The following is a 13,423-nucleotide window of genomic DNA, read 5'->3' as shown; positions in this document are numbered from 1 at the left end:
ACTACCTCCCTACATAAATACATTCTGGTAGTAGCTAAGGGCAGCGTTCACAGCTCCTGTTACCGCTCTGGAAGTAATGGTTGCACCGCTTAACGCATCGATCGGCTCCCCGTCTCCTCCATCCTTAGATACCACGAATTTTTCTGCCTGTTTTCCCTGATACTGCTCATAGAATGCAGGTTCTTTAGCCTTCATACCAAGACCTGCAGTCTCACTGATAGACAGAATAGAAACACCGTTTACCGTTCCGTCTGCTGTGATTCCGACGGTAATCTTAATATCTCCGCCGTATCCTTCAGAATCTGTAGTTGTGATCACATATCCTTCCTCGCCAACGGTACAGACTTCATCAATAGATCCTTTAATTCCTAAATCTTTGATCACCTTGTCAGCAGCCTTCTGATCCACATCCATCGGCTCAAATTCATCAAGATCCGCCTCTGGGAATACCGCCTGCCATGCTTCTTTCTTTGCAGCTTCCTGTGCCTGAGCGATCGGCTCTTTGGTAATTTCATACACAAATCCAAGTCCCAGACCAGCCACCAATGTAATGACTGTAAGAATCAATGTGTTTTTAATAATCTTATTCATTATTTTTCTCCTCCTTTACCGAATGGTTTTGGAAGAGTAACCCTTTCAATCAACGGAACCAATAAGTTTCCAATGATGATTGCATAGGATACACCTTCTGCTGATCCGCCAAAGAGACGGAACAGACCTGTTAAAATACCAAGCAGCGCACCATAGACATACTGCCCTTTCTTGGTAATCGGCGCCGTCACATAATCGGTTGCCATAAACCATGCACCGAGCATTAAACCGCCTCCGCACAGATGTGCTGTAATGTACTGCGGATCGAAAAGTCCTACAGACGCTTCTGTAAACTGTCCGAAGATTCCCACGAAGAGCACGAAGCTTACAATGTATGTTCCCGGAATACGAAGATCGATGACACCCGTCAGAATCAGTAAGATTGCTCCAATAATAATTGCAATCACGGAAGTCTCTCCGATGGTTCCCGGAACGGTTCCGATCAGCATATCCATCGTGTCAACTGCTTCGCCGCCCTTTAACAATGCCAAAGGAGTCGGTCCTGTCACACCATCGTAGATAAATCTGGTCATCGGTCCTGTAAAGGAAATCAAAAGGAAACATCTTGCTCCCAATGCCGGGTTCATAAAGTTCTGCCCCAGACCGCCAAACAACTGTTTTACGATCAGAATACCAAACACACTTCCCAGCGCTCCCATCCACCATGGTGCGGTTGCCGGCATGTTCAGTCCAAGTAATAAACCTGTAACCACTGCACTGAAATCATTGATGGTTACTTTCTTATGCATTAATTTCTCGTATATGTACTCTGTCAGGACTGCAGATACCGTTGTGCTGATCAGCATAATCAGCGCAGGCAGTCCAAAGTTCCAAACCCCGAAAGCTGCTGACGGCAGAAGTGCCACAACAACCAAAAGCATAATATTGCTTGAGGTAATCTTGGAACGAATGTGTGGTGAAGATGACATTTTTAATAAATTGTTCTCACTCACGATTGTTCACCTCTTCCAAATTATTTTTTCTTTTTGCGATTTGCCATTGCAATCTTTCTCATAGATCCGATTGCCTGCTTTAACGGACGTTTTGCTGGACATACAAAACTGCACGATCCACATTCCATACATTCCAGACCCTCGCGCTTTGTAAATGCTTCCTCATTATGATGCTCCGCGTAGTCTGCAAGTCTGGATGGAATCAAACGGCTTGGACAGGCTTCTACGCAGCGCCCGCAGTTGATACATGCCGTCGGCTCAAATTTTGCCACCTCGTCTTTGGTAAAGCACAGAATGGAGGAAGATGTCTTTGTCACCGGAACATCCAGCGTAAACATCGCAAATCCCATCATTGGACCGCCGGAAATCATTTTTTCCGGATCCACCTTAAATCCGCCCGCTGCTTCTACAAGCTCTGCCTGGTTCGTTCCAAACGGCACCTTAAAGTTTCCAGGCTCATTGATCGCATCACCACTTACCGTAACAACACGATCCATAGACGGCTTGCCTTCTGCAACTGCCTGGTAAATATTGATCATCGTCTCTACGTTGTCTACCACACATCCTGCATCAGCCGGAAGCATTGCGGAATTGATTGCTCTTCCTGTTGTTGCATAAATCAGCTGACGCTCTCCGCCCTGTGGATACTTGGTCTTAAGCGCAAGCACTTCCATACGCGGTTCATCCTTCGTCAGTTCTTTTAATTTTGCAATACAATCCGGTTTGTTGTCTTCTACACCGAAGATTCCTTTTGCATTGTCGAACAGCTTCAGAACAACCTTCATTCCTCCGACCAGCTTCTCCGGATTTTCAAGCATCCGTCTGTAGTCCGCCGTAATGTAAGGCTCACACTCCGCACAGTTCGCGATTACATATTCGATTTTCTCAGGTTCCTTCGGTGACAGCTTTACTTTCGTCGGAAATCCAGCTCCGCCCATTCCGACTACTCCTGCTTCCCCAATTGCATTCAGGATCTCTTCCTTTGACATCTCGTCCAAAGATTTTACTGCCGGATACTCTACTTCTTCATATTCTCCGTCATTCTCAACTACGATACTGTTAACCGTAGCACCCGTCGGATTCATATGTGGTTCAATTGCTTTTACAGTACCAGATACAGATGCATAAATCGGTGCTGATACGAATCCTCCGGCCTCTGCAATCTTCTGACCTCTCAGTACGCGCTCTCCGACTTCTACAATTGGGCTTGCCGGAGCACCAATATGCTGGGATACCAGATACACCAGATCACCCTGGGGTTTTACTTCGACAATCGCCTTTTCCTTTGCTAGGCTCTTGCCGTCATCCGGGTGGATACCACCCTTAAATGTTAACAATGCCATCCCTTTATCCTTCCTTCCTTTTTACTCTTTAATATACTATACAGGAATATGCACTGTTTTTCCAGTCAATACAGGCAATTCCTTGTATATTTCCATAAACATTTTGTTGTTTTTTTAACAGACAGAAAAGATAGAGGCTGATACGCCTCTATCTTGTATTTCGATCAACATATTCTCTTTTCAGATTATTCTGCTGTATCTTCTTCTCCAACTTCTTCCACGCTTTCTGCCGGTTCTAAAGCTTTCATGCTTAAGCTGATCTTCTTCTCAGACTCGTTCAGATCAACGATCTTCGCTGTAATCTCCTGTCCGATAGCCAGAACGTCAGACGGCTTATCCACATGTGCTCTTGAAATCTGAGACACGTGAAGCAGTGCATCCACACCAGGTGCAAGCTCTACAAATGCACCAAAGTCTGTCATTCTTGCAACTTTACCTGTAATTACAGTTCCTACTGCATAATTCTCTGCTGCATTTGCCCATGGATTTGCCTCTGGGAATTTCAGAGTCAGTGCAACCTTGGTATCGTTAATATCTTTGATCATAACTTCTACCGTCTCACCAACCTGGAATACCTTCTTTGGATTCTCAACGCGTCCCCAGGACATCTCAGAGATATGAAGGAGTCCGTCCACTCCGCCAAGGTCGATAAACGCACCAAAATCAGTTACGTTCTTAACGGTTCCTTCCATTCTGTCTCCAACCTGGATCTTTGCAAACAGTTCTTTCTGCTTCTCTGCACGTTCTGCAACTAACAGCTGTCTTCTGTCACCGATCACGCGGTTTCTTCTTGGATTGAACTCACTGATTACGAATTCAATCTCCTGATCCTGATATTTGTTCAGGTCTTTCTCATAAGTATCAGATACCAGGCTTGCCGGGATGAATACTCTTGCCTCATCGATAACAACGCTTAATCCTCCGCCAAGGATCTGTGCTACAGGAGCTTTCAGAACCTCATGGTTCTCATAAGCTTCTTTCAGTCTCTCGTTGCCCTTCTCAGCAGCCAGTCTCTTATAAGTCAATAATACCTGACCTTCTCCGTCGTTTACTTTCAGTACCTTTGCTGTCATCTCATCTCCAACAGACACCATCGTTGTAAGATCTGCACCTGATTCATTGGTGTATTCACTTCTTGTGATAATGCCGTCTGCCTTATAGCCTATATTTAAGATGATCTCATCCGGCTTAACGTCGATGACCGTACCATCTACGACCTCTCCATTTCTAATTGTCTTAAATGACTCTTCTAACATCTGTTCAAAAGTTAATTCTGACATTATTTTGAACCTCCTCAATTATATTGTTGGGCGTGGATGCCCCTGCTGTAATACCTACTGTTTCCACGGACCCTAATTGATTCATATTCAAATCGCCGAGTGTCTGTATATAGTACGTATTAAGACATGCATTCCTGCATATTTCAAATAACTTCTGAGTGTTGGAGCTGCGCTTGTCGCCAATGACGATCATCGCATCCACACTCTCTGCAATTTTACGTGCCTCTTCCTGGCGTTCTTTCGTTGCATTGCAGATCGTATTTAAAACAATTATATCATACCCCTTTTTTTCAATGATTTCAACTAAATCTTTGAATTTATTGTAATTAAATGTCGTTTGGGATACAATACAAACTTTCTGACTCTGATCTGGAAGGAAAAAGCTTTTCGCATCCTCCGGTGTCTGAATAACAGTAACCGGACTTTCTGACCACCCCCGGATCCCCTCCACCTCAGGATGCTCGCTATTTCCAATGATCACAATGCGGGATCCTTTCGCGCTTTCTTCTGCCACAATGCGATGAATTTTCTTCACAAATGGGCAGGTAGCATCCACACAGTCAACCTCTTTTCTTTCCAGCATATCACAGATCCTTTTGGGTACGCCATGGGATCGAATAATCACCACTCCCTCTGTCAGCGCCTCCAGCTCCTCTTCGCTGTCCACAACTTCTACACCATGCCGCTTCAGATCCTTGATCACTTCTTCGTTGTGAATAATCGGTCCATAGGTGTAGATTTTTTTCCCTTTATGAAGAGCAATCTGTTCATAGACTGTATCTACCGCCCGCTTTACGCCAAAGCAAAACCCCGCCGTCTTTGCCAGTTCTACCTTCATCTTTCGCCTTTCGCTCCTTCCTCTTCCTTCTACCTGCAAAGCTTCACAATTGCAGCCACCACTTCATCAATCGTCATATCTGAGCTGTCCAAAAGGACTGCATCTTCTGCCTGACGAAGCGGTGAAATCTCCCGGTTTTCATCCCGTTCATCCCGCTCCTTAATATCTCGTTCAATCTCAGCAAGATCGCAAGCCGCACCTTTTTCTCTTAACTCATCATAGCGTCTCTTTGCACGCGTCTCTACACTGGCAGTTAAAAACACTTTCACATCTGCATCCGGTAGCACACAGGTTCCAATATCCCGTCCATCCATAATGACGTTCTGTGTCCGTGCCAGTCCCTTCTGGAGCTCCAGAAGCTTTGCCCGCACTTCCGGAATTGCGGACGTTACAGAAGCCATATTTCCTACCGCCTCATCTCTAAGCCTCGCCGTAATATTCTGCCCGTTAAGATAGACCTGCTGAAGACCATCTTCATAGCAGATTGTCACATCTGCACTTTCACATGCCTTTACTACTTTCTCCGTCTCATTTGGCAAAATTCCCTGATCCAGAAAATGAATCGCAAGACCGCGATACATCGCGCCTGTATCTACATAAACATAACCTTTTTCTTTTGCTACCAGCTTTGCAATCGTACTTTTCCCCGCACCTGCCGGTCCGTCAATCGCCACATTATATCCCATATCGTTCCTCCGAATGTCCTTTTTCTAGTTATATTTCAACTCTTCTTAGTATAGCGCATGCTTCTATACGAAACAAGCTGTTTCCTTACTCTTCTTTACACAGACATTCCTGCCGCATATCCGGTAGACCACGCAATCTGCAGATTAAATCCTCCGGTTACCGCGTCAAGATCCAGCACCTCACCGGCAAAGCAAAGTCCCTTAACCAGCTTTGACTCCATCGTCCCCGGATCAATCTCCTTTACTTTCACACCGCCCTTTGTAATAATCGCTTCGTTATATCCCCGAAGACCGGTTAATGTCACCGGAAGATTTTTAATCAGCGACACAAATCTCTGGCGTTCTTCTCTGGAAATAATATTTACCTTTTTATCTTCATCAATTCCACTCAATTCAATCATCACAGGAATCAGTTTTGCTGGAAAGAGCTTTCCAACCGCATTCTTAAACTGACGATTCTGATTCTCTTCAAAATCCCGCAGCACCCGCTTTTCCAACTGTTCCATAGAAAGAGCAGGCTTTAAATCTATTACAAGCTTTAATTCTTTTTCTCTTAGCTTCTTCCCCACAATGCTGCTGGCACTTAACATCAGAGGCCCACTCACGCCGTAATGGGTAAACAGCATTTCACCGAATTCCTCATAAAGCCGCTTCTTTCCATCATAGATCACTGCGCTGACATTGCGAAGCGACAATCCCTGAAGCCTCGGAACCCAGTCTTCCTTCGCCGTCATTGGAACCAATGCCGGCATACACGGCGTAACACTATGTCCATTCTCTTTTGCAAAGCGATGTCCGTCTCCGGTAGATCCTGTTGTCTGGTAGGAAAGTCCTCCAGTCGCCACAATACAGGCATCCCCCTTGATCTGGCTGCCATCTGTAAGTTCAATGAAGGAAAATCTTCCCTCATCCGATACCACACGCCGAACCTCTGTGTACAAATGGATCTGAACTCCCCTGCGCCGCATCTCTGCTTCCAGTGCACGGATTACATCTGAAGAATGATCCGATTGAGGAAAGACTCGCTCTCCTCGTTCGACTTTGGTTTTCACGCCAATCTGTTCAAAGAAATCAATCACATTCTGATTGGTATATCCGTAAAAGCTGCTGTATAAAAACTTGGAATTCGTCACGACCGCATCAAACAGCGTCTCTATATCACAGGCATTGGTAATATTGCATCTTCCCTTTCCTGTAATAAAAAGTTTCTTTCCCAGTTTTTCATTTTTTTCGTATACATGAACCTCGTGTCCGTTCCCTGCCGCCGCAATCGCCGCGAACATTCCGGCGGCTCCGCCGCCAATCACCAGTGTCTTACTCATCATCTTCTCCCGTCTTCATCTTCATGGTCAGCTCTACTTTATCTCCTACCATATTCAGCTCATCTTTACTGTAAACCTGATATTCATCCCAGATCTGTTCCAGTGTCTCCAACGTAGTAATGACTTCCTCCTGCTTTTTCATGCACAGAGCCACCACTAACGCATTCACCACGCTAAGGGGGGCTACCAGCGAATCCACGATGGATGCCATATCGCTTCTTGCAATCAGATTACAGGAGGAATAAATCGTCATCGGAGAGTGTACACTATCCGTCAATGTAATCACCTTTGCCTTACGATTGCTTGCGAACTCCAACGCCTTCAAGGTTCGCATCGAATATCTTGGGAAACTGATTCCAATGACCACATCCTGCTCTCCTACCCGGATAATCTGCTCAAAAATCTCGCTGGAACTATTGGTATTCACCAGTTTTACATCCGGACAGATCAGATTCAGATAAAATCCCAGAAAACTTGCAAGCGGAGCGCAGCTTCTAATTCCAATAATGTAAATGGATTTGGCATTTAAGATGGTGTCTACTGCCAATTCAAACACGCTATGATCGATGGATTCCATCGTCATCTTAATTTTTTCAATATCCGACTGCAAAACGGATGCAAGAATCTCTCCCTGACTGATTCTTCCATAAGTCACTTCCATCCGCTGAATGGAATTTAGCTTCGTACGCACCAGTTCCCCCAGCGCTTTCTGGAACTCCGGGTATCCATTATACCCAAGCGCAGTCGCAAATCGAACAACCGTAGATTCACTGACTCCTACTTCTTCTCCCATCTTTGCCGCCGTTAAAAACGCTGCTTTATCATAATACTCCCGGATAAAATCAGCCAGCTTTTTCTGCCCCTTGCTGAACTTTCCATATCCTTCCTCTATCTTCTGCAATAATTCATTCTTATTTCCCATATATTTGCTGTCCTTCTCAAATCCGATTTCTTTCAAAATTATAACAGAATTATTATATAGCGAATTCCGTTAAGATTCAAGCAAAGAAAAAAGCCCTGACAGGGAACCTCTATCCAAAAGATAGAGATTGCCCTGACAAAGCTTTTCTATTTTCTGTCAGAAAATATTTTCTTATACCGGATAGCTTCCGTTTTCTGTATCAGCTACAGTCTGATCCACTTTGGTCTGCTGTGCTTCTCTGTATTTGAAGAAATCCGTTGCAACCTGTGGGAAGAGTGCATATGTCAATACATCTTCATCCTGCTGGCTCCACTGTGCCATCTCCTGTCTCAATGTATCCAGCTCATCTGGAATCAGGTCTGCCGGACGACAAGTGATAATCTCAGCGTCATCGCCAAGAACTTTCTTTCTTACCTCTTCATTAAATGGTTTTACAGTTGCACCATACTTTCCACTTAATACATCCTTAGTCTCTTTTGTCGCCATCTTATAACGCTCGCCCATCAGCACGTTAAATACAGCCTGTGTACCAACGATCTGAGAAGAAGGAGTAACAAGCGGCGGCTCTCCTAAGTCTTTCCGAACCTTTGGAACTTCCTCTAATACTTCATAGTATTTGTCCTCTGCGTTCTGCTCTTTCAGCTGAGAAGTCAGGTTGGAAAGCATTCCACCAGGTACCTGGTATAACAATGTTTTAATGTTAACACCAAGGTTCTTTGGATTCAAAAGTCCGCTTTCTAATGCTTCGTCACGAATTGGACGGAAGTAGTCAGCGATCTCTGCCAATAAGTTCTGATCAAATCCTGTATCGTATGGCGTTCCCTTAAAGGTCTCAACCATAACTTCTGTTGCCGGCTGAGAAGTACCCAGTGCAAATGGTGACATTGCAGTATCAATCACATCCACACCTGCTTCTACTGCCTTTAAGTAAGTCATAGAAGCCACACCAGAAGTATAGTGTGTGTGCAGCTGGATTGGAAGATCCACTGCTTCTTTCAATGCTCCGATCAACTCGGTTGCTTTATAAGGAACCAGAAGTCCTGCCATATCTTTGATACAGATAGAGTTTGCACCCATATCCTCGATTCTCTTTGCGATGTCTACCCAGTAATCTAGAGTGTATGCATCTCCCAGTGTATAGGACAAAGCAACCTGTGCCTCAGCCTTTTCTTTATTTGCTGCAGATACTGCTGTCTGAAGATTACGAAGGTCGTTCAGACAGTCAAAAATACGGATGATATCAATTCCGTTTGCAGCTGATTTCTGTACAAAATACTCTACTACATCATCTGCATATGGACGGTATCCAAGAATATTCTGTCCACGGAACAGCATCTGAAGTTTGGTGTTTTTAAAACCATCACGGAATTTACGAAGTCTCTCCCATGGATCTTCTTTCAGGAAACGAAGGGATGCATCAAAAGTAGCTCCACCCCAGCACTCTACAGAATGATATCCGACCTTGTCCATCTTTTCTACGATCGGCAGCATCTGTTCTGTCGTCATACGTGTGGCAATCAGAGACTGGTGAGCATCTCGCAGGATCGTCTCTGTAATCTTAATTGGTTTCTTTTCTATTTCTGCCATTATATCTTCCTCCATATATAATTATTATATTATTACATTACTCCGAAAATAGCCATAAATGTTCCGGCAGCTACCGCTGTACCGATAACACCGGCAACGTTCGGTCCCATTGCATGCATCAGCAGGAAGTTTGTAGGATCCGCCTCTGCTCCCACCTTCTGGGATACTCTGGCAGCCATCGGCACTGCTGATACACCGGCAGAACCAATCAGTGGATTTACCTTACCATGCGTTGCAATACACATTAATTTACCAAACAGAACACCTGCCGCGGTTCCGAACGCAAACGCGATCAGTCCCAAAGCTACAATTTTCAATGTATCAAGATTCAGGAACGCTTCTGCACTCGTTGTTGCTCCTACGGATGTTCCCAGCAGGATAACGACAATGTACATCAATGCATTGGAAGCCGTATCGGTCAGCTGTCTTACCACTCCTGATTCACGGAATAAGTTACCCAGCATCAACATACCAACCAATGGTGCTGTAGTAGGAAGAATCATACATACGACGATGGTAACAATGATTGGGAACAGGATCTTCTCCAGCTTGGATACTGGTCTTAACTGCTCCATCTTAATCTTACGTTCTTTTTCCGTTGTCAATAATTTCATAATCGGCGGCTGAATAATCGGCACCAGTGACATATAAGAATATGCCGCTACTGCGATCGGTCCAAGAATCGCCGTCTGCTGTAATTTACCGGCAAGGAAGATGGATGTCGGTCCGTCTGCTCCACCGATAATAGAAATTGCTGCCGCTGCCTTATCAGAGAATCCCATTGCCATAGCTCCCAGATAAGCTGCAAAAATTCCAAACTGTGCCGCTGCACCAAGAAGGAAACTCTTCGGATTTGCAATCAGCGGTCCAAAGTCTGTCATCGCTCCTACACCAAGGAAAATCAATGACGGAAGGATGGACCATTCGTCCAGCATGTAGAAGTAGTAGAGCAATCCGCCCGTTCCGTTTGCAGCATCTTCTGCATGCAGCATAATATCCGGATAGATATTAACAAGCAGCATACCAAATGCAATCGGAACCAGAAGCAGAGGCTCAAACCCATGTCTGATTGCCAGATATAGGAACGCACATGCAACCGCAATCATGATCAAATTGCCCCATGTAAGACTGAAAAAAGCGGTCTGATGCACGAGGTTTCCTAATGTTGTTGTTATATATTCCATTTTTTAACCTCCAGTCGTTTCAGTAAACGTCTTCTGCCTATATGCTAGTTCAATGTAGCCAATACCTGTCCAGCATCGATTGCATCGCCTACAGCCACATCAATACTTGCCACGGTTCCGTCTTCCGGTGCCACAACTGGGATCTCCATCTTCATCGCTTCGATAATGACAACAGCGTCACCCTTCTTTACGCTCTGTCCTACACTCGCCTCAACCTTGAATACTTTTCCGGCTGCTCCTGCTTTTACTTCAATAGAACCTGCTCCTGCTGCCTTTGGTGCTGCTTTTGGAGCTGCCTTCGGTGCTGCCTTTGGAGCCGCTTTCGGTGCTGCTGCAGGTGCTGCTGCATTTCCGTTTTCTTCTACTGTTACATCATATACATTACCATTTACTGTGATTGTATAGTTTTTCATCTTTCTTAATCCTCCTGATTTTTCGGTATTGGTTATTTCTTACCACTTATTCGATGGACGGCGTCTAATACTTCTCACAGTAAATCCGTCCGTACTGCTGCTTCCTTCTGAAGCTGCGATTGCCGCTGCAATAACTGCAACCAACTCTGTATCATCTGTTACGTCTTCTGCTTCTTCCACACTTGGCGCTGCCTCTGGCTGTACTGCCGGAGCTGCCTTCGGAGCATCCTTTTTCTTCTTGAATGCTGCTTCAATTGCCGGAATGAAACGGAACAGAGAAATCAATGCTGAAATAAAGATCAGTACCACAAACACGGTTCCCATACCAAGCACGGTATTCAGACCTGCTTTTTTCAGAATCTCTCCCGTTGTATATTCCGCATCTACCGTCATACTGTCCAAATACTGATTTTCATCAAACACAAATGTAATATGCGCATCCCGATCTGCAAATTCAGCCTCTGTAGATACTTGTAATTCATCCTTGGAGGCCTCGTACGTATAGTCTCCATGACTTACGTATTCGCCACATTCCTTCTCTGCTGACTGCCATGCATCCAAAGCACCCAAGAATCCATCTTTGGTAAATGGAAGTCCTGCCTGTGTCAGCTGAGACTCCAGCGCAAAGTCTGTCATCGTCTCCCACTGTTCTACCGTATCGTCCTGCATACTGGCACAATACTCGATCAGAAATTCCGTGCTCTGCTGCACTGTAGCTTCATCATACGCCATCGTCTCCTTGCTGCTTCCACAGCCGGTAAAGCACAGCGTCACTGCAAGTCCACAGAATAATAAGCTAATTTTCTTTCTCACTTTGCCTCACCTCTCTAAACCGTTCCATGCTTTTTCATCGGACGATCTTCTCTCTTTGTGAATAACATTTCAAAAGCACCGATCACATACTTTCTGGTATCTTCCGGCTCAATGATCGTATCCACATATCCTCTTCTTGCTGCAGATAACGGGCTGGACTGTAATTCCTTATATTCTGCTGCTTTTTCTTTCAATGTCGCAGCGTCTGCTCCTGCATACATAATCTTTGCTGCAAGTGCTGCATCCATCATTCCAATCTCTGCATTTGGCCATGCATAGACCATATCTGCACCTACAGATTTGCTGTTCATGCTCACATAAGCTGTTCCAAACGCTTTACCGATCACAACATTTACCTTCGGAACGGTTGCATTTGCGAATGCATAAGTCAGTCTTGCTGTCTGTCTTGCAAGATCTTTCTCTTCTTCCATGCCTGCCTTGAAGCCAGATACGTTGGTAAGTGTCAGAACCGGAATATTAAATGCATCACAGAAAGATACGAACTCTGCTGCTTTCTTTGCTCCGTCTGCTGATAAAGAGCCATCGAATTCTGCAACCACTTCTGCCTCTTCATTATAAACTTTGGAACGGTTTGCAACTGCTCCAACAGTCATTCCGTTCAAACGGATAAATCCTGTTACCATATCCTGTGCGAAATATTTCTTTGTCTCAAAGAAGATACCTTCATCAGAGATGGATGCCAGTGCAATCGCTGTATCCTCTGCTGCATTCTCGATTCCTTCGCATGCACGGTTCAAATCATCGTTGCACTCATCATAAGAAGCATCTTCCTCATTATTACATGGAAGCATGCATACCAGAGTACGGATGTTTTCCAACATCTCTTCCTCTGTTCCCATATCATCTACAAGACCTGCTGTCTCTGCCTGATATTTTGCAGAAGAGGTATCGTTCTTGGAGATCTCATTTCCAGGAATTGCATTTGGAGAATTGACAAAGAGTTTGCCTTTCTTTTCTTCCATAAATGTAAAGTCTGTCATAGCCGGAACTACGGATAATCCTCCTCCGCATGTACCGAATACAGCTGTAATCTGTGGAATCACACCAGAAGCCAGTGCCTGTTTCAGATAAAGTCCGCCGAATGCCTCCAGCGCGTCTGTCGCCTCCTGAAGTCTCATTCCGGCACAATCGATCAATCCGATCACTGGTGCCCCCATCTTCATTGCCATATCATAAATGTTAGCAATCTTCTTTGCATGCATCTCACCGATTGCTCCGTTTAACACGGATACATCCTGGCTGTATACATATACCAGGTTTCCATCGATTACTCCGTATCCGGTGATAACACCGTCTGCCGGAGTTGCTTTGTCCTGCAGATTGAAATCTGTATTTCTGGCTGTTACAGCGCCGCCGATTTCAACAAAACTGCCTGCATCAAGCAAAGAATTAATTCTTGCGCTTGCTGCGCTTTCTGTTGCCATGTTGCCCATAGTCAAATCCTCCATTTTCTAAGATATTAAAAGTTGG

At 44.9% G+C, this 13,423-nt stretch carries 13 protein-coding genes; all 13 read right to left on the bottom strand.

Going from position 1 to position 13,423, the window contains the following annotated elements:
• Positions 1-9: 9 nt before the first annotated feature.
• A complete protein-coding gene (locus WKT00_RS01535) occupies positions 10-591 on the bottom strand; it encodes an RnfABCDGE type electron transport complex subunit G (protein ID WP_101694478.1) in 582 nt (193 codons plus the stop codon).
• Positions 591-1,520 carry an RnfABCDGE type electron transport complex subunit D gene (locus WKT00_RS01530; protein WP_101694769.1) on the bottom strand — a complete coding sequence of 310 codons (930 nt, stop codon included), beginning with the start codon at positions 1,518-1,520 and terminating at the stop codon, positions 591-593. Before WKT00_RS01530 ends, WKT00_RS01535 begins: the two co-directional genes overlap by 1 nt.
• A 44-nt stretch (positions 1,521-1,564) precedes the next feature.
• Complete coding sequence (gene rsxC, locus WKT00_RS01525; RefSeq protein WP_101694479.1) at positions 1,565-2,887, bottom strand: electron transport complex subunit RsxC; 1,323 nt, start codon at positions 2,885-2,887, stop codon at positions 1,565-1,567.
• 185 nt (positions 2,888-3,072) lie between these two features.
• Positions 3,073-4,167: a 30S ribosomal protein S1 gene (gene rpsA / locus WKT00_RS01520; RefSeq protein WP_340260507.1), complete on the bottom strand. Its 1,095-nt coding sequence runs from the start codon at positions 4,165-4,167 to the stop codon at positions 3,073-3,075.
• Complete coding sequence (gene ispH / locus WKT00_RS01515) at positions 4,148-5,005, bottom strand: 4-hydroxy-3-methylbut-2-enyl diphosphate reductase (RefSeq protein WP_340260505.1); 858 nt, start codon at positions 5,003-5,005, stop codon at positions 4,148-4,150. Before ispH ends, rpsA begins: the two co-directional genes overlap by 20 nt.
• A 29-nt stretch (positions 5,006-5,034) precedes the next feature.
• Entirely contained in the window at positions 5,035-5,691 is a 657-nt protein-coding gene (gene cmk / locus WKT00_RS01510; protein WP_101694482.1) for a (d)CMP kinase, read from the bottom strand.
• Between the two features lie 95 nt (positions 5,692-5,786).
• Positions 5,787-7,013, bottom strand: coding sequence for an NAD(P)/FAD-dependent oxidoreductase (locus WKT00_RS01505; RefSeq protein WP_340261533.1), 1,227 nt, complete (start codon positions 7,011-7,013; stop codon positions 5,787-5,789).
• A complete protein-coding gene (locus WKT00_RS01500) occupies positions 7,006-7,935 on the bottom strand; it encodes a MurR/RpiR family transcriptional regulator (protein WP_101694484.1) in 930 nt (309 codons plus the stop codon). The genes WKT00_RS01505 and WKT00_RS01500 overlap by 8 nt, the downstream gene beginning before the upstream one ends.
• 171 nt (positions 7,936-8,106) lie before the next feature.
• Positions 8,107-9,522 (bottom strand): oxaloacetate decarboxylase subunit alpha, encoded by a 1,416-nt coding sequence (locus tag WKT00_RS01495; protein ID WP_101694485.1) that lies wholly within the window; start codon positions 9,520-9,522, stop codon positions 8,107-8,109.
• Between the two features lie 32 nt (positions 9,523-9,554).
• On the bottom strand, positions 9,555-10,706 hold the full coding sequence (locus WKT00_RS01490) for a sodium ion-translocating decarboxylase subunit beta (RefSeq protein WP_101694486.1): 1,152 nt from the start codon (positions 10,704-10,706) through the stop codon (positions 9,555-9,557).
• A gap of 44 nt (positions 10,707-10,750) precedes the next feature.
• Entirely contained in the window at positions 10,751-11,119 is a 369-nt protein-coding gene (locus WKT00_RS01485) for a biotin/lipoyl-binding carrier protein (protein ID WP_340260499.1), read from the bottom strand.
• 39 nt (positions 11,120-11,158) lie between these two features.
• Entirely contained in the window at positions 11,159-11,932 is a 774-nt protein-coding gene (locus tag WKT00_RS01480) for an OadG family transporter subunit (RefSeq protein WP_101694488.1), read from the bottom strand.
• 14 nt (positions 11,933-11,946) lie between these two features.
• Positions 11,947-13,386, bottom strand: coding sequence for an acyl-CoA carboxylase subunit beta (locus WKT00_RS01475; RefSeq protein ID WP_101694489.1), 1,440 nt, complete (start codon positions 13,384-13,386; stop codon positions 11,947-11,949).
• Positions 13,387-13,423: the final 37 nt, after the last annotated feature.

Source organism: Dorea sp. ICN-14282, assembly GCF_037890115.1.
Taxonomy (GTDB): domain Bacteria; phylum Bacillota; class Clostridia; order Lachnospirales; family Lachnospiraceae; genus Dorea_B; species Dorea_B phocaeensis.
The sequence above is the reverse complement of the archived record's forward strand: the minus strand, read 5'-3'. Positions and strand labels throughout refer to the sequence as shown.